Source organism: Paenibacillus sp. JNUCC-31 (assembly GCF_014844075.1).
Taxonomy (GTDB): domain Bacteria; phylum Bacillota; class Bacilli; order Paenibacillales; family Paenibacillaceae; genus Paenibacillus.
The window spans coordinates 4,157,699-4,175,339 of record NZ_CP062165.1 but is presented as its reverse complement, the minus strand read 5'-3'; the positions used below and the strand labels follow the sequence as shown (position 1 = coordinate 4,175,339).

Annotated in this window: 19 protein-coding genes; 3 read left to right on the top strand and 16 right to left on the bottom strand. The window is 47.7% G+C overall.

All coding sequences use genetic code 11. From position 1 onward, the window contains the following. Window positions 1-87: 87 nt before the first annotated feature. Both JNUCC31_RS18205 and JNUCC31_RS18200 read right to left on the bottom strand, forming a co-directional pair. Window positions 88-522, bottom strand: a complete 435-nt coding sequence (locus JNUCC31_RS18205; protein ID WP_192263080.1) for a BrxA/BrxB family bacilliredoxin — start codon at window positions 520-522, stop codon at window positions 88-90. Window positions 523-691: 169 nt separating this feature from the next. Continuing rightward, window positions 692-2,386, bottom strand: coding sequence for a two-component system sensor histidine kinase NtrB (locus JNUCC31_RS18200; RefSeq protein ID WP_192263077.1), 1,695 nt, complete (start codon window positions 2,384-2,386; stop codon window positions 692-694). Window positions 2,387-2,686: 300 nt separating this feature from the next. Between JNUCC31_RS18200 and JNUCC31_RS18195 the strand changes: the two genes are divergently transcribed. Further along, window positions 2,687-3,955, top strand: a complete 1,269-nt coding sequence (locus tag JNUCC31_RS18195) for a BaiN/RdsA family NAD(P)/FAD-dependent oxidoreductase (RefSeq protein ID WP_192263075.1) — start codon at window positions 2,687-2,689, stop codon at window positions 3,953-3,955. A 129-nt stretch (window positions 3,956-4,084) separates the two neighbouring features. Here JNUCC31_RS18195 and JNUCC31_RS18190 read toward each other — a convergent pair whose 3' ends face one another. The 3 genes from JNUCC31_RS18190 to JNUCC31_RS18180 form a co-directional block, all read right to left on the bottom strand. Further along, window positions 4,085-4,468 carry a hypothetical protein gene (locus JNUCC31_RS18190; protein ID WP_192263073.1) on the bottom strand — a complete coding sequence of 128 codons (384 nt, stop codon included), beginning with the start codon at window positions 4,466-4,468 and terminating at the stop codon, window positions 4,085-4,087. 113 nt (window positions 4,469-4,581) lie between these two features. Next, window positions 4,582-5,832, bottom strand: coding sequence for an ABC transporter permease (locus tag JNUCC31_RS18185; protein WP_192263071.1), 1,251 nt, complete (start codon window positions 5,830-5,832; stop codon window positions 4,582-4,584). Between the two features lie 20 nt (window positions 5,833-5,852). Further along, complete coding sequence (locus tag JNUCC31_RS18180) at window positions 5,853-6,584, bottom strand: ABC transporter ATP-binding protein (protein WP_192263069.1); 732 nt, start codon at window positions 6,582-6,584, stop codon at window positions 5,853-5,855. Between the two features lie 315 nt (window positions 6,585-6,899). Between JNUCC31_RS18180 and JNUCC31_RS18175 the strand changes: the two genes are divergently transcribed. Then, complete coding sequence (locus tag JNUCC31_RS18175; protein ID WP_192263066.1) at window positions 6,900-7,361, top strand: MarR family winged helix-turn-helix transcriptional regulator; 462 nt, start codon at window positions 6,900-6,902, stop codon at window positions 7,359-7,361. 82 nt (window positions 7,362-7,443) lie between these two features. On the opposite strand, the gene JNUCC31_RS18170 is transcribed toward JNUCC31_RS18175, so the two are convergent. From JNUCC31_RS18170 to JNUCC31_RS18150, 5 genes are all read right to left on the bottom strand, one after another. Beyond that, the gene (locus JNUCC31_RS18170) at window positions 7,444-7,629 is read right to left on the bottom strand and encodes a hypothetical protein (protein ID WP_192263064.1); all 186 of its coding nucleotides are present in this window, start codon (window positions 7,627-7,629) and stop codon (window positions 7,444-7,446) included. 26 nt (window positions 7,630-7,655) lie between these two features. Then, window positions 7,656-8,150: a hypothetical protein gene (locus tag JNUCC31_RS18165; RefSeq protein ID WP_192263062.1), complete on the bottom strand. Its 495-nt coding sequence runs from the start codon at window positions 8,148-8,150 to the stop codon at window positions 7,656-7,658. 92 nt (window positions 8,151-8,242) lie between these two features. Continuing rightward, window positions 8,243-9,754, bottom strand: coding sequence for an MDR family MFS transporter (locus JNUCC31_RS18160; protein ID WP_228469746.1), 1,512 nt, complete (start codon window positions 9,752-9,754; stop codon window positions 8,243-8,245). A gap of 240 nt (window positions 9,755-9,994) precedes the next feature. Further along, complete coding sequence (locus JNUCC31_RS18155) at window positions 9,995-10,567, bottom strand: GNAT family N-acetyltransferase (protein WP_192263058.1); 573 nt, start codon at window positions 10,565-10,567, stop codon at window positions 9,995-9,997. 198 nt (window positions 10,568-10,765) lie between these two features. After that, the gene (locus JNUCC31_RS18150) at window positions 10,766-11,062 is read right to left on the bottom strand and encodes a hypothetical protein (protein ID WP_192263056.1); all 297 of its coding nucleotides are present in this window, start codon (window positions 11,060-11,062) and stop codon (window positions 10,766-10,768) included. Window positions 11,063-11,247: 185 nt separating this feature from the next. On the opposite strand from JNUCC31_RS18150, the gene JNUCC31_RS18145 reads away from it, so the two are divergent. Next, on the top strand, window positions 11,248-11,736 hold the full coding sequence (locus JNUCC31_RS18145; RefSeq protein ID WP_192263054.1) for a GAF domain-containing protein: 489 nt from the start codon (window positions 11,248-11,250) through the stop codon (window positions 11,734-11,736). Between the two features lie 151 nt (window positions 11,737-11,887). Here the strand turns inward: JNUCC31_RS18145 and JNUCC31_RS18140 are convergent, their stop codons facing one another. From JNUCC31_RS18140 to JNUCC31_RS18115, 6 genes are all read right to left on the bottom strand, one after another. Next, entirely contained in the window at window positions 11,888-12,697 is an 810-nt protein-coding gene (locus tag JNUCC31_RS18140) for a MerR family transcriptional regulator (protein ID WP_192263052.1), read from the bottom strand. A 369-nt stretch (window positions 12,698-13,066) separates the two neighbouring features. After that, entirely contained in the window at window positions 13,067-14,491 is a 1,425-nt protein-coding gene (locus JNUCC31_RS18135) for an aldehyde dehydrogenase family protein (protein WP_192263051.1), read from the bottom strand. A gap of 90 nt (window positions 14,492-14,581) precedes the next feature. Then, the gene (locus tag JNUCC31_RS18130; RefSeq protein ID WP_192263050.1) at window positions 14,582-15,004 is read right to left on the bottom strand and encodes a universal stress protein; all 423 of its coding nucleotides are present in this window, start codon (window positions 15,002-15,004) and stop codon (window positions 14,582-14,584) included. A 19-nt stretch (window positions 15,005-15,023) separates the two neighbouring features. Next, window positions 15,024-16,244, bottom strand: coding sequence for an MFS transporter (locus JNUCC31_RS18125; protein ID WP_192263049.1), 1,221 nt, complete (start codon window positions 16,242-16,244; stop codon window positions 15,024-15,026). A 271-nt stretch (window positions 16,245-16,515) separates the two neighbouring features. Next, window positions 16,516-16,956 (bottom strand): MerR family transcriptional regulator, encoded by a 441-nt coding sequence (locus JNUCC31_RS18120; protein WP_192263048.1) that lies wholly within the window; start codon window positions 16,954-16,956, stop codon window positions 16,516-16,518. A gap of 244 nt (window positions 16,957-17,200) precedes the next feature. Continuing rightward, window positions 17,201-17,563 (bottom strand): SdpI family protein, encoded by a 363-nt coding sequence (locus JNUCC31_RS18115; RefSeq protein ID WP_192263047.1) that lies wholly within the window; start codon window positions 17,561-17,563, stop codon window positions 17,201-17,203. Between the last annotated feature and the right edge of the window lie 78 nt (window positions 17,564-17,641).

The window sequence follows — 17,641 nt, the reverse complement described above, 5'->3', positions numbered from 1 at the left end:
AGGTCTGAATGGTTCAATAACCTTATCCACTCAAAATGAAACGCCCCGGCATCGGTCATCCGAAGGGCGGGGCGCTGTTGGAGCTGATTAACGGCAGTAACGGTCAAACGCACTTGTAAGTTCAGCCGCAATTTCCTCCGCAGAACGGTCTTCCACTTGGTGACGCTCGATAAAGTGAACGAGTTCTCCGTCTTTCATCAAGGCGATAGACGGTGAAGATGGAGGGTACGGTGCAAAGAATTCACGTGCTTTTGCGGTAGCTTCCTTATCCTGACCAGCAAATACCGTGTACAGGTGGTCTGGCGTAATGTCATGCTGAAGTGCCTGAGATACACCCGGACGGCACTGACCTGCCGCACATCCGCAGACAGAGTTAATGACAACCAGAGCAGTACCTTTCGCATCCGGCAAACTTGCTTCAACTTCTTCCGGTGTACGAAGCTCCTGAATTCCCAAACGAGTCAACTCATCCCGCATTGGCTGAACCATATCTTTCATGTATTGATCAAATGACATCGACATTCAGTTTCACTCCTTAAACATGTAGGTTCTATTATTTCAAAAATTAAATGCTTTTATGCTATTCCTATTATACATCCCTAAGCAATGAAAGCAAGGATCAGACACCGCCTGCGGAAAGGCTTCTTCTTCAATATGATGTCTTCATTCTTGGCAAAATATGCTTAAGGCTTCAGCGTTGAAATGTCACCTTGAACGTCGTCCCTTGATTCTCCTCCGATTCTACAGTGATGCTTCCGTTATGCCTCTCCACAATGCTCAGACACATGGATAGACCCAATCCGGTTCCTTTTGCCTTGGTTGTAAAAAAAGGTTCGAATAGCTTCTCATGTTTTCCTGGAGGTATACCCGGCCCTGTGTCTCGTACACAGAGCTCTACAGTGTCATCCACCAATCGGGTCTCCAGCGTAAGTACCCCCTTTTCATTCATGGCCTCCATTCCGTTACGGGCCAGATTAAGGACGACTTGCTTGATTTCTTTGGAATTCAGATGCAGCTTGGGTACATTATGAGCAAGATTGAATTCGATACTTTGACCGCGCAAATTTGCATCCGCCCATAACAATGGACTTAATTCATGAATAATGTCATGCAGCTGGGATTCTTCTTTCTCGGCAATCCGATTTTGTGCCAATGAAAGAAAATCATTAATAATGCTGTTGGCGCGATCCAGCTCTTCCAGAACGATCCGGTAATAATGATCCAGGGACTGCGGGCTTTTTTCCTGCATTAATTGAAGAAAACCACGCACAACCGCCATCGGATTCCTTACTTCATGGGTAATGCTTGCGGCCATTTGGCCCACCAGACTGAGGCGATCCACATTATCCAGCTCACTTCGCAGCATTTCAAGCTCAGTGATATCCTGAATGATCAACATGGCTCCTGTAACCTCTCTTGGAAACTCTTTGGAAAAAGAATAAAGAGGCACTGTTCGGGACTGGAACACATGGGAGCCGTATCGTACAGTCAGTCCGCTCACTTCTCCATGAACAATGGCTTTTTGAATACCGCTCTCCATCTTGTCTGCCTGAGCTTGTTCGACAAACTGACTTGCCGGATGTCCTATCAAATCCGGTGTCGTGGTGCAGGGCAATTGATCCCGTGCTGTTTGCTCCATGGTGTCGTTGACAAACTGTACGGTCCCTTCCTTATCTACAGTAGCGATAGATAAAGGCACGGCATTCAGAATTTGGTTAAGCTTTTCCGTTTCTGCTATGTATCTGTGATGAACTTCGGATAGATGCTGCTCCAGTCCCCGATGATGCTGCATATGTTCAATCCAGAGCATACTAAGACTGCCGGCAATGATTGCGCCTATCAAGTATCCCAGGAAGATCATCACCCACTCCACTGTGAAGAAGATGGGCTCGCTTTCAACTGATAGGATGTACAGTACACTGGCCACAGCCAGTTCAGCCGTAATCAAGGCGATAATCGTTCCCATTTTGCGTGAACGTGTATAATGCTTGAATCGTTTGGCTGACAACCATACAATAGGATACAGAAGAACGCCCGTTTGAAGTAGAAATTCGAACAGATTATAGGGATGCGCAAAGAGAAAATAGAAGAATATGTGGAGAAGAGACAACATGATACCGATGCGGGGTTTGCAATACAATATGACGAGGGTCAAAGGCACAATACCCATGGAAATGGGGACGGACACTGAACTCGCATAGTAGGCAAAAAGCAAACACAGCAGCATGCTTACCATGCTGGTTGCAGCAAAACTGATCTGCGTCATTCCAGCACGTTCCAACTTGGCGGCAGCCTGTCTTGTGAGCCCCAGATGGAATAAGGGAATCAGGAATACTGCAGATCCTGCAAGCAGAACCTGTATAAGAATATCCTTTAACGCAACCACAATGCCATCTCCCTCCTCGCCTGCACATCCCTTATGTATTTCTGATTAAAACATAGGCGACAGTATATTACAATATATCCCTTAAGACAGCATAATAGAACGATTGATTTCCCATAAATGGTCAAAAATATGTACCATTTAAACATAATCCTGCATAATTCGATAATAAATGCTTGAACACACTATATATAGATTAAAATAAAAACCCCAATCTATATATAGATGATTGATTTTCAATCCCCAGATTGGATACAAATGCGGTATACCGATAAAATTAATAAAAAAAGAGGGTAATAAAATATGTATGATGTCATTGTAATTGGCGGCGGGTCGGCGGGCTTAATGGCTTGTGTGGCTGCTGCCGAGTATGGAGCCTCCGTACTTCTGTTGGATAAAGGAGATCAACTCGGCCGCAAGCTTGGAATCTCTGGGGGAGGTCGCTGTAATGTGACCAATGCCAAGGAGACGGATGAACTGATCAGACATATTCCAGGCAATGGACGCTTTTTATATAGTTCATTTCAGAATCTGGACAATCAGGGTATTATGCGTTTCTTTGAGAATCTCGGTATTGCCCTGAAAGAAGAGGATAACGGAAGAATGTTCCCGGTCACCGATAAAGCGAAAACGGTCGTTGATGCGTTGGTAGGCAAAATCGTTTCCCTCGGGGTAGAGATCCGCACCAAACAGCCGGTTAAGGATTTAATTCAGAACGGTCAACATGTGCAGGGCGTTAAACTGGCTTCCGGTACAACAGTGCTTGGGCGATCTGTCATCATCGCTACAGGAGGCAAATCCGTTCCTCAAACCGGATCAACCGGAGATGGCTATCCTTGGGCGGAAGCAGCTGGACATACGATTACAGAGCTGTATCCGACGGAAGTACCGATTGTGTCTGGCGAGAGCTGGATTCAATCCAAAGAACTGCAAGGCCTCTCCTTGCGTGATGTTGGGTTATCTGTTCTGGATGCCAAAGGAAAATCGGTCATTTCCCATCGCGGAGATATGATCTTTACCCATTTTGGCGTGTCAGGACCCATCGCGCTGCGTTGCAGCCAGTTCATTCGCAAGGTACAGATGAAATCAGGAAATCCTCAGGTCACGATGAGTATTGATCTGTTCCCGGATCTGTCCGCTGGTGCACTGGAAAACCAGGTTCAGCAGGTGCTGGAACACGAATCCCGCAAAGCGGTTAAAAACATACTGAAAACATGGGTTCCTGAACGCATGATTCCATTATTGATGAAACGTGCGGAGATTAGCGAAGACCTCACATTCCACCATTTTCCCAAAGGTATGTTAACTACATTGGTTGGGCTAATGAAGGCTTTTACCTTCCGCGCAGACGGAACACGCTCTCTCAAAGAAGCCTTTGTAACTGGTGGAGGGATCCACTTAAAGGAGATATACCCAAAAACCATGGAATCCAAGCTGCTGCCGGGACTATTCTTTTGCGGCGAAGTTCTGGACATTCACGGATACACAGGAGGCTATAATATTACCGCTGCCTTCTCTACAGGATACACGGCTGGTATGCATGCAGCAGCGTATAAAAACGCTCGTGTATGATGCAAACATTTCATGATGTATAACAAAATCCCGTACGAATTCCGTAATAAAAACATGAAAAACCTCGACATTCCACGATCTGTGGTGTTCGAGGTTTTTTCAGCAGCGAGGGTATCGCTTAAGTGATCCTTACGCTTTGACACTACCGGAAAATCCATCAACGGAATCATCATATGTCGGGTCATCGTCCCGGTTATGCAGACCCTTCTCGGGACTCTCTGTCTGGCTTCCGTTCGTATATGCTTCATCCCAATCTTCGTTCACAAGATGAGCCGGTATGGATATATTCTGAAACTGATCCAGATCCTCTACAGAAGATGCAAACACCGCACTCCCTCCATGGGATTGTACGATTTCCACAGCAGACTGCGGGTCCTGACGATCTGTAGGAATGTACAATTCCAGCGGACCTGATTGATACGGCTTATAACCCAGTTCCTCCAGTGTCGCCTGAGCGGCAAGCAGATCTGTACGGTCTGAGAAATGAACCTGAAGTTCACGATCTTCCAACATAATCTCTTCCTCCTTGCTAGCTCATCTCTTACCTTCAAAACGTTAGGAGCTGCCCTTATATAGCATGGTCAGTTACACGACCGGATATGCTACGATGCGAGGAAGAATATCAATCAATCGGAACGGAGAGAACGAATCCAGCCCGTTATAGACAGGATAAATAACCCCAATGCCACGACAGCAGCAGCTGTAACAACGCCCTCCAACCAGCCCAACCATGCTGCTCCCAATGAAAATCCCATCAGAATCCCCAGTGGTATGAACAACATCCTTACCATGGTCTGCGCTGCCTGGTTCAACGCCTCGGTATCGTATGATACGAGCTGAATATAATCGGAGGTAGCAAATACATCCCATGAACGGTAAAAGAGTACACTCAGCATGATCATCAACAATACACACACAATCGCATTGACCGGAAAAGGCGGCAGCGCAACGGCAACGATCGATAAGCCACCAAGCTGCAAATACAACTTCATGGTTGATGAGTTCCGAAAAAATGCCTTGAATGCCGTCTCTGCTGTCCGATTAGCGATGGAACGATTACGCAGCAACTTGCGCGGCTTGCGAAAGATCATCGTCCGTGTGCGCGGTGCTTTGGGCTTGGTCACAGATCGACTAAGTAAAAGTGCCGTGAGCTTTAGTCTTCCTCGTAGATCCTCACGCACATCGCCTTCAAATGTTCCCTTCATGATCAGCCTCATCTGGCCAACCGTAATTACTAGAAGCATTACCAGCACAGTACCCAGCATCATTCTCCAGGTCTGTGTATGCATCCATGATGTTGCAATCACCGTCATGATGCCCATTGCAGCAGCCAAAGGGATCATTCGAATCCAGCGTCTCCACCCGGTATGACGCACTTTCGTCATATGCAGGACAATAGCCTGAAATGAAGCAACTGCCCCGAACCAGACTGCTATAAGAGCCATCTGGATAAAAGACATGTCATAGACACGGGACCAAAGTGGTGCCGTCAGAGCCATAATCGCAATCATTTTGCCCAGATGCTGCAAACAAGCCCGGTACATCCCCTGTTTCATCAATGTTCGCATCCACAACGGCCTCGATTTCAGGAATAACACGTCCGCTTCCTCTACAAATATCAGCACGCCGCCTGTAAGTATAACGATGTCGATCAATCCGGTCAGTGTAGGCAGCGTTATGCCAGTCGCCCATGAGGGCAGCGGTTTGGTCCATGAACTCACATACCACCCACCAAGATATAACAGACCGGGAACAAGCAGGTATACCCATACCGTCCAATCGACCACCAGTTTCAGGTTTTTCAACTGTTCTTTGAAGTGCTCTCTGCGTCTGCGTCGGTATAAACCAAGTGGTGTGTAACGCTGGAAGGTTTCCATCTCATCTTCCCCCTTTCCGGTCAGGATGTCAGTGTATCAAAACAGTCAAATAACGAGGCTTCCGGCAAATCTGCGGCTGCACGAATTTCGTCCAGCGTTCCCTCGGCAGCAGAACGTCCAGAGTGAATGAGTATAAAGCGATCACAGATTCGCTCAGCAGTATCCAATACATGCGTAGACATGAGCACACCTGCACCACGGCGGCGTTCATCATCCAGCAATTTCAGAAAATCCTTGGTTGCCCGCGGGTCCAGACCGATGAAAGGCTCGTCCACAATATATACATCCGGCGAGGACAGAAAACCGATCATCAGCATCATTTTCTGCCGCATGCCTTTGGAAAAACTCGCCGGAAGATCGTTGCGCACATGGTCCATTCCGAAACGAACCAGCAGCTCCTCCGCTCTGGTTATAAAGATGTCATCTTCCATCTCATAAGCAGCTGCAGCCAGATCGAGATGTTCCCACAGCGTCATATATTCGTAAAAAACAGGTTGTTCCGGGATATAGGCATAGCGCCCGTCTCCTCCAATAGTTACTTCGTACTGGGCATGCTCCATCAGGCCAAGCAACGTTTTGATAGTGGTGCTTTTACCAGCCCCGTTCGGTCCGATAATGCCCACCAGTTCCCCCGGCGCCACATGAATTCGGATGTTTCGTATTATCGATTGCCCCGCAGTATACCCTGCTTCCGTAATATGTACGTCCAATATGGACTCCTGTCCGACTGTATCTTTGTTTTCGATTTGCATATCATTCACTCCCTGTCCTGTCAGGTGCTTGTTTGATTCATTATTGTTATTGTAATCGAGTTAATGAGGAAATGTTTGATCATTTGGGGCATTTGTATAATGAATTCACCCGTGCTCCAGGAATCCATAGCAAAATAATGCCTGAGAGCAGAAAAGATGGAAAATGATTAAATTTTAATTGCTAAAAATGCAAATCTTGTGACATATCGCATGTTTTTCGTGGAAACAGACACTTACAATAAAAACATGGCGAACCTCTGAATCGTCAAATGTAAATTCACATCAACTCCAATAATCTGAAAAGGCGGGATCAGCATGCTGGAATTACAGGAAATCGGAACCGAACGTTCTCTTCATCTGTACCGCACCTTGGCCCAGACATTCAAGAGCGTGAATGAACACGCTGTATCCGGAAGCAAAGCGCATGGCTTCAACCCCACCGCTTACGGGGTGCTCGAAGTGTTATATATGAAAGGAGCACAGCCCATTCAACAAGTCGGTGCGCAGCTTCTGCTGCAAAGCGGAAATGTCACCTATGTCATTGACAAGCTGGAGCAAAAGGGACTTTTACTTCGAAAACACTGTCCGCAGGACAGACGCATTATTTTCGTAGAATTGACCGAGGAAGGCCAGCGTACGATGGATGACATCTATCCGGGTTACGCACACAAAATAGATCGTGCGGTCAGCGGCCTTAGCGAGGATGATAAAACATTGCTCTCTGAGCTGTTGGAAAGGCTTGCACACGGTGCGGATCGTTTATCTGCAAACGGCTAAGACGACCAGAACTGTATCACCTGTTCCACTACAAATAACCGGTTTGCCTATAGAGGCAGTACCGGTTGTTCGTAGTTGTTCATCAAAGATACAGAATCCACATCAATAACGTTAGGGCAGCGACGACCAACCCACCTGCAATCAGCAAATCGACAATGTAACTGGACAGACCCGAGCGGCTGTGACCCTCAATCTCTCTTTGATTCTCTTCGTACTTGCGTTTGGCTTCATCTTCCTTGGACGAATTTAGATTATTGGGAAACATCATCCGCGCCTCCATTCAGCATGAGTTGGCTATTTATCAATGATGCTATCTGATCTGTTCTCATCACGGCCCCTGCTTAATAACCCGCTCAGCCCTAGTTGCCACAACAGAAAGACAAAGGTCATTATAACGATGTACTGATAATGACCTGTATACTCAAAGGCATCCAACTTGAATACAAAGATCGAGAACAACACTCCACTCCCCACTCCAAGGAGCAAATACGTTAAGATTGCAAATATCACCTTGGTTACAATTCTATTCATTCTTCGGGAAGCAAGCACATGATCCGCAAATAACGATAAAGGCAGTATCAGAAACAGAAGAATAGCCGAGCTGATAAGAACGCTTATGATCAATGTATACCAGAAGGGATAGTAATATGTATGTTCCGCTCGTTCCGCCAAGGGGACATATTCCATGATCCCGACAATCAGAGAAATTGAAGTGCTGGTCAATATGGCTGCCAGACATTTGATTGGGAAAGGTACTACCCAGATCGATCTGGTCCATTGATTTGTCATTTCAACCTGCCTCCCATTTATTGCAAGCTCCTTTTAGAAAATAATAAACCAAAAAAGGCCGCCGAGGAACAGCTGCCTTAATTCTTTTCCCGTCACTGCCCGGAAGCTTGGGCCTTTGGCGGAGCATCTGCTGCTTTCTCAGGAACGATTAGCCGTTTGCGCAAGGCCAGTGTCGTTATCCATGAGATAATGGCAATGACAAACATGATGACAAACAAGGAATGCAGACTTCCTTCCAATACGTTACGAAGAAGCGCCCATTTGTCATCCGACAGCGCAGCTTCTGTATGTGGAGCAAGCAGCTGATTCAGATCCCCTTCCGAAATGCCTGCATCTGCAAGATGCTGTTCGTCCGACAACGTTGAAATTCGGTAATTCAACCATGTACCAAACGCTGCAGCCCCGATGGTCTGTCCCAGCGTACGCATGAAGGTATGCAGCGCCGTAGAAGATCCACGTTCCTTATAGCCGACCGACGACTGCGCAATAATGGTGAATATGGTAAAAGCAAATCCGAAGCCGAGTCCGTAAATAAAGGTTAATATAAACAGTACCGCCTGAGGAGACGTTCCACCGACCAGGAAGAGTCCTCCCGATCCAATGGCGATCCCGGTTAATCCAATCACCGCTGTTAAGCGTGATCCAATCTTCATCAACAGACGGCCAGCAAGAACACTACCGATCAGCCAACCAACCGACATCGGTGCAAGCAGCAACCCCGATTCAGTCGCATTACCGCCCCGAACCCCCTGCACCCAAAGAGGCAAATAACTGGTCAGGCCAATCATCAGGGTACTGGTTAACAGTCCGGCGATATTCGCCACCCGAATGTCCCGAATACGGAAGAGATGGAGAGGAACCATCGGGGCCTGGGCCCTTTTTTCCACCACAAAAAATAAAATCATAAAAACAACAGCCACAATGCTCAGTCCCACAATAATCGGAGAACTCCAGGCATAATACTGTCCACCTGCGGACAATACAAAGAGCAATGCGGTAATACCAACGGTAAAGGTCAATGCACCCATATAGTCAATTTTGGCGGTACGCGGAGACATTTCTTCCTTCAAATAACGAAACACAAACCACATCGCCAGCAGCCCGAACGGCACATTGAATCCAAAAATCCACTGCCAGCCCAGATTATCTACAAAGTAACCGCCCAGCAGCGGTCCGGCCAAAGATGAAATGCCCCACACCGAGCTGATCCAGCCTTGTATTTTGCCTCGTTCTTCAATCCGGTAAATGTCACCAATGATTGTAAACGTAACGGGGACCACCGCACCTGCGCCAATCCCTTGAATCGCGCGAAAAATAATCAGTTGCTCCATGTTCTGCGAAAGGCAGCACAGAAGTGAACCCAGTAAAAATAAGGCACAGCCAATCAGAAATACCGGCTTACGCCCGTACAGGTCACTGATTTTGCCAAAGATCGGCGTACTCACAGCCATCGTCAGAAGATATGCGGTAAAGATCCAGCTGAGAAGCTGCACACTACCTAATTCACTAACAATGGTTGGTCCGGCTGGTCCAATCACCGTACCTTCAATCGCTGACAAAAAGGTTGCCAGCAGTAATCCTGCCAAGATGAAACTGCGGTTCAAACCTCCGGTTGTATTCACTCAAACCCTTCTCTCTTCAATTCTCTATATAATTGGAACATTGATTTACACAGCCCACTACGGACCAGAACAATCTTTCGATCGCTGTTATCCCCAGATTTTTTCCATCCCCTCCAAAAGGGGAAATCCGGTGATAAATGCGAACGCTCCGCTTCTCCAGCTTTGTTCTGCCCCTTCGTTATTGTGTAAATTTCAATGTGAAAAATTATATATTGCTTTCTTTTATTTATCTCTCTTACGCAAAAACTCATCGTACAGCAGGGAATACATCACCATGTCCTTATATCCGGTGGACGTATGCTGCACTTGACGCAACAGGCCTTCCCGCGTGAAGCCGCAGTTCGTCAGAAACTCACCGGAAGCCAAATTACGCGGGTCTACCAGCGCCTCGATCCGATTGAGACCCATCGTTTCATACCCGAAAGGCAGCAAGACCGAAAATGCCTCCGTCATGTACCCGTGACGCCAGTGTTCACGGCCCAACTCATATCCGATTTCGCCCCGGAATGCACCTTCAAGCTGCCATGTGTTATAACCACAGCTGCCGATAAGCTGTCCCGTCTCCTTGAGTTCGATTCCCCAGCGAATCGCCTCCTCCTCTCCTGCCATGTGGTTCAGCAGCCCAATCATGTCCGCAGCTTCGCTTGTCCCAATCATGGGCGCCAAATTCATATAACGGGTCACGTCCCGGTCTGACCAGCAAGCGAACATCTGGGCTGCGTCCCTACGACGCATTTTGCGCAGGCGCAGACGCCCTGTCTCTAGTTCGGGAATTCTCCCTTTGCATTTATACATATAAAGACACTCCGATCCGAACTATCTCTAAGACCATAAGATTCAATAGCCATCTAACCATAACCTGCGCTGAATGGCAACTGTTCAGTCATCATAATCACATCAAAAAAACCGGGTCTCTTCCGCCCCCGGTCTTGTTGTTACGTATGAATCCATTCCAGTTTGAAGTATGCCCGGGCATGCCTGTCCAATTCAAGTTCAGACGTTAGACGTTTTCTTGCCTGTCGCAAGTAATTCTTCGCTTACTCGGCCAAAGACAGCTATGATTTCTTTAAACTCCTCAATGCCTGTCCCCGTGAGGCTCCATTGATCTCCATGGGCAGTCAGGAAGTTCTCCTGTGTCAGATGCTCAAGCTCCTGCTTGATCTCTCGCTCTCCAACACGATATCCCCGTTCTTCCAATAGAGGCAACGCGTCGCCAATGGTTAAGTCCTGATTCTGAGCGAAATATAAAAGATGAATTCGTACAAAAAGATTCTGTACCTCTGCATGCATAAGCCAAGCTCCTTCCCGGGTTGTAGCCCTCCGTGATTGCTAAGTAATTACCCCACGCAGGAAGATGAGAAACAGGGGGATACTCGGGGATTGGCCTCCTTTTCCGAAATCCTCCGCTTGACTAACCGGAGGCTCTGCACTATCTTGAAAATAAGTACCATTTTTGCTCGGGAGGGTGATTTACCATGTTTCAAGCTGTTTCCTATGAAGGAACACGAAGCGAGCAGCACACCGCCGTCCTGGGACAGTTAAGTGCTCTGATCCGTGATGAACCTAGCGCCATTGCCAATCTGGCAAACGCTGCGGCGCTGCTCAATGTATTTTTGACCGATACCAACTGGGTCGGCTTCTATCTGTATGATGGAAAAGAACTTGTACTCGGTCCCTTTCAGGGGTTGCCTGCCTGCATCCGTATTCCGCTTGGACGCGGTGTGTGCGGCACATCTGCTGCGGAAAGACGTACACTGGTCGTTGAAGATGTTCATGCTTTTCCAGGCCATATCGCCTGTGATGCCGCATCGAACAGTGAAATTGTTGTGCCGATTATCAAAAACGGCGAATTGTACGGCGTGCTCGACATCGACAGTCCGCTCAAGAACCGTTTTGACGATGAAGACCGCATTTTCCTGGAAAAGGCGGTAAGCCTGATTACAGAGCAGTTGGAATTATCCTAAGGACCTCAAGTACGGCAAATAAGCCGATGGAGAGTTCATCGGCCTTACGATGATGTCCATAACAAAGAGCGCATCCTCCCAAAGGACTGCGCTCTTTGTTATCATTCTTATCTCACACCCATGTTCCGCTCGCCCATGATACTTTATGCATCTAGGATAAATCCTGTTCCGCTTTTATCATCATCCCGTCTCGCAAAAACTCGGCCAACTTGGGGTGGTACCCATCATACATCTGACGAAAGTTTTTGTGTTCGACGTACAGATTGCCCAGATCCCGGTAGATCTCTGCCGTAGGGGTGTAATAATCCTTGATCCATTCGAGATGTCTGCCGATAATCTGTTGCACTTCGGGGCTTCCGGGTTCTAACCCATTCTCGATAGCCCTCTGCAAATCCAGATGAATGCGGTCAAGCTTCGCCTGGGAATCGAGAAAATCTTCCTTCGACTTCATCTCCTGAACCTCAGGCAGGGTGGATGGCTCCGGGGAAATGTTGTACTTCTGACTGGCCTCTGTCTGCTTCTGTTCAGAATAATTCTTGGTTGCATGGTCAGAGGCCGCTTCATTCAAAAGCCGATGACGCCCCTTATTCGAAAACCCAGCATACAGTTCGTCCTGACTCAGTTCCTGCTCGCCACGTAAATAGGAGATGGTTTTGTCCAGTGTCTGAATCAATCCATGCAAATGAAGTGCCTTCTCCAGTATCTCGATCCGATGCTGCTGCATAATACGGATCATGTCTCGAGGGGTGTCCCTGAGCATGGGTCCTATCTCTTCTTCCTCCATGCCTACTTCTTTACAGAAGAGAATCTGCTGCAGTCTCAGCAACTCGGGTTCCTCATAGTAAATATCCTCATCTGGACCCACGAAGGCAGGATTCAGCAGCCCCGTCTCAGCGTACTGTCCCAATTCACTCAGACTTACACCGGACATCCCGGATACATCAGCCATGGAATATGCCATTTGAATACACCTCCTGTCTGGCCTGTAACTTCTAGGTTCAGGCTTATTCATACTGCATTGTATTTAAATTCAAGTGTGAGATTATAAGACTTCCAACCATTCTGTACCCCAAAATTCCGTTCATTTCTCTGAATGGATACAAAATGTTTCGGTGATATGATAGGCATCTAATGGGTAGATTTGCGGTATGATAAGTATTTATACCCTTCTCATCAGATGTGAACCCTGGGTCATTGAAGAAAGGCTATGTATTTTTTTGACGGAATGGATCGATGCAGAAAAAGCAAAAAAATCCTGCACCCGTTAACTTGGGCACAGGATTACCTATTTTGTTTTCACCTCAAATTATCCGCTCGCCCTAAAATGTCTTCAGTTCTTGTTAAACATGACAAACTTCAATTCCGTCATTTCCTCCACGGCATACTTGACCCCTTCACGTCCCATGCCGCTCTGCTTCACACCGCCATAAGGCATATGGTCCACACGGAATGTGGGAATATCGTTAATCATCACGCCGCCTGCTTCAATGTGGTCCGCTGCATGCAATGCGGTATGAATATTATTCGTGAACACACCCGCCTGAAGCCCATAGATGGAATCATTCACATGTTCGATGCCTTCTTCAACCGATTCCACTGTATCAATGACAACGATGGGGGCGAATACCTCCTGACAAGATACCTTGGCATCCCGAGGAACGTTAACCAGCACCGTTGGACGCAATATGCCTCCCTCGGCTACGCCGCCTGCTGCAACCTCAGCGCCTGCCTGCTTCGCTTCATCAATCCAATCCATTGTACGCTGCACGTCTTTGGATGTAATGAGCGCAGAGACGACAGTTTCCGGGTTCAGCGGATCTCCTACTACGACTTGTTTTGCGGCTTCAGCGAAGCGGCGAATAAACTCATCCGCAATCTCGCTGTGCACATAAATCCGCTGCAATGAAATGCACACCTGTCCTTGGTACGTAAAAGCTCCGGTCACACATCTCGGCACCACACTGTCCAGATTGGCATCCCGGTCTATAATAACTGCCGCATTGGACCCAAGCTCCAATGTTACCCGTTTCAGCCCGGCTTTGCTGCGAATGCTTCGGCCTACAGCAGGGCTGCCTGTAAATGTAATATGAGCCACATCGGGATGCTCTACAAGCACATCACCAATCGTTTTGCCGTCACCACTCACGATATTCAATGCTCCATCCGGTAATCCGGCTTCCCGAAGCAAGCTGGCGATATAATAGGCAGACAGCGGCGTCTGTTCCGCCGGTTTCAGCACAATTGTGTTGCCTGCCGCCAGTGCTGGGCCTACCTTGTGAGCCACCAGGTTCATCGGAAAATTAAACGGTGTAATGGCTCCGATAACGCCCAAGGGCTGTCGCATCGTATACCCGATCCGTCCTTCTCCGCCTTTTGCTGCGTCCATGGGGACCGTCTCTCCAGTGAGCCTCTTGGCTTCCTCTGCGGCGAAACGATACGTTTCCACCGTACGATCAACCTCCGCGAGCGCCGCCGTAATCGGCTTCGCTGCCTCCAACGCAATAATCCGTGCCGCTTCTTCCTTCCGTTCTTCCAGCATGGCTGACAGCTTGTAAAGGATGTCCGCACGCTGATGGGCAGGCATTCTGCGCATCTCTTGACCCGCCTGAATTGCAGCGGCAATCGCCGCTTCGACTTCCTCAGGCGACGCTGTGGATACTTCTGCCAGCGTTTCTCCAGAGTATGGTGCTTGAAGTGCTTTATAGTCTACTGATTCGGTGGGCTTGCCCCAGATGAACAGATGTTGTTTTTTCATTGCTGTATCCTCCATTCATGTTTACCGCAGAGTTTCCCTATACCTATTTATACACTACTTTAGCAACATCCACACAAGAAGGTCATACCACTATTTCACAGTCATCACCGGACATCCTGCCTGTTTCAGGACACCGTGGCTGACACTTCCCACCACAATTTCGGCGAGCATGCTTTTCCCGGCCGTACCCATCACAATGAGATCACAGTCCCTATCCTTCGCTACCCGGCAGATCTCATTCACAGGATCACCGGCAATCAGCAAAGTTTCAGAATGAACCGAACGACCGGATAACAAGTCATTAACAGGTTGTATGATATGCTGTCCTTCTTCAGCGATCCTTGCTTCCAGGTCCACACCCAGTGCGGGCTCATTCAGCGAGATCGAAGGATTGACATGTATGATAATCAAGGAAGCCGGTTGTTTCAAACTTTCTGCCAGATCAACAGCTTGCTCCAGAGCCTTATGTGCATGATCCGACCCATCGACCGCAACCAATATTTGTTTCAGCATGTTCCATTCCTCCTGTTCATTAATGGTTCGTAATAGCAGCATCGATATCGCGTAGATGTCTGCGGCGTACCAGAAGCACAACGACCCCGATCAGAACCATCAATGCGCCAAAATAAAACGGTGTCTCCGGCAGGAACCACTCGGACAATTTACCAGCAAGCCAAGGTGCCAGCGCACCTCCAAGGAAGCGGACAAAGCTGTATGCAGCCGATGCCACAGAACGTTCCACGGGCGCAGCTTCCATGACTGCCGTTGTAATTAACGTGTTGTTGATCCCAAGGAAAACCCCGGCCACGATAACGGCCACAATAACCGTTGTGGATGATCCCATCACCGTACCGACAGCCATCACCAGCAAATCAATGGCGAACAGGGTCAGCATAACGCTCATGGAAGGAACCGATCCGAATCGACGTTGCAGTCTTGGAGCGACAAATACAGACGTAATTGCCAGCATCAGACCCCAACCGAAGAATACATAACCGAGTCCGTGTTCATCCAGATTCATGACATAAGGTGAATAAGCCATCAAGGTAAAGAAACCAAAGTTATACAGGAATGCCGTAATCGCCAATGTTTTCAATGAAGGATAACCCAGAGCCTTGAACGGATCGGACAAGGAACTGCGAGTTTTGGGTTTGGCCATCTTAGGCAGCATAAACGTAATACTGATAAAAGCAATCGCCATCAGAACAGCTACCCCATAGAACGGACCACGCCATGAGATGGAACCCAGTTCACCACCGAGCAATGGACCCACGGCAATCCCCAGACCAAGCGCTGCTTCGTACAAAATAATCGCTTTGGCTGTCCCCGAAGTGGACAGTCCTACAATAGCGGATAATGCAGTTGCGATGAACAGGGCATTCCCCAGTCCCCAACCGCCACGGTAACCGACCAGTGCACCTACGGTATCAGAGGTTCCGCCCAGGAAAGAGAAAACAATGATCAGCAATATCCCGCTGAGCAGTGTCCACTTCACACCAATCCGGCTGGATACTACCCCGGTAATCAGCATGGCTACCCCGGTAACTGCGTTATAACTTGTAAACAATAAAGATACCTGGCTTTTGGAAGCATGCAGTTGATCCGCAATGGCAGGCAGAATAGGGTCAACCAATCCCAGTCCCATAAAGGAGATGATACAGGCGAAGGCTACTGCCCATACCGCTCTGGGCTGGGATAATAGACCACCACGGGATGACGGCAATTCGTCAGGTAATGAGGGTTCTCTTTTCATACGTAATTCCTCCTGGTTCATGATTTATGTTGTGAAACAAATTGTGAAACGTTGTGAAAATAGTGAAATAATCATCTTTATTTTCAGAAATAAAGGAAACAAAACGGCACAAATGACACCGGATCTCCCGGTGCTTGTTGTGGAATACTTATTGAGCATTTTGCATCATTCGATGCATTCGCTTCGGGTACATGATATAGACGGATAAAAGCATTTCGATCTATATCATGCTGATTGGAACACGCTCTTTGGATTTATGCAAAATGCTCATTTATGTGTCATCCTCGTGCCCTTCCAACCGTCGAATGCCGTTCTGAACCCGTTCACGCAATTGCTCCAGTTCCTCCTGTACGGCATGAATGCTCTGAAGTTTCTGCTCAATGAGTTGCAGTTGGTCATCCAGCGTCGCTTCTATCTTGGTGAGCTTCTCGATCCGTTCCCTCACTTCAGTGGTCTGCTGATAATCAAAACGCTGTTCGTTCAGCGCATCGGCCGTTGCCACATAGGTATGCAGCTCCTGAAGCGAGAAACCCAACACTTCCTTCGCCCGGACCACCTTTTTCAGATAATCGATATCTTCCCGGGTGTACAACCGTGTACCGCCGTCCGTCCGCTGAGGTGAAGGCATAACACCGATCTCTTCGTAATACCGAATGGTACGCTTGGTCAAACCGCATTCCTTCGCTACGTCGTCGATTTTATATAAACTCATTTCCTTCACCTCACTTTTATATGTCTGTAATGTTATGTACATAATTATATATATTATTAACGTTAACGTCAACGTTAGATTTTTGACCGGAATATATAGTATGTCTCAAACATCAACTGAATATCTCAATAAAAGCTTTCCAATATATTGTTAAATGTAATTCCCTCTCTTCTCTACCTCTATAAGACGCAAAAAAGATCCGCTCTCGCGGATCTCTTGTTCAGGTCGAATTCACATCATGCTTCTAAGCGCCTTGCTTCTTCTGTCCCTGCTGCTGAACACGCTGCATTTCCTTCAAGCGACCTTCAACCTTGGTAAACAGCCGTACCGTATAGAACACGACAGCGAAAAGACTCAGAACCAATGCTTGTACATCGGTAAACCAGAAACCGAGAATGCCAAACACCGTGATAATGACACCAAACTGCATCATCAAATTGGCGCTGTATCGTTGTGCTTCTTCCCACAATTCCGGGTTACTCATCGCGCGCGGGGTACGGTATCCATATATGCCATTGATTTTTTTAGGCGGTTTTTTGTAAACCATTAACCCCAGTACGAAATAACATATGCCACATATCAGACCAACAATTGCTCCTGCCACCATGTCCTCCCCTAACTCCATTAAAAATAAACCACAGATATAAAAACAAAAAACGGCTCTACGTATATACGAAGAGCCGTA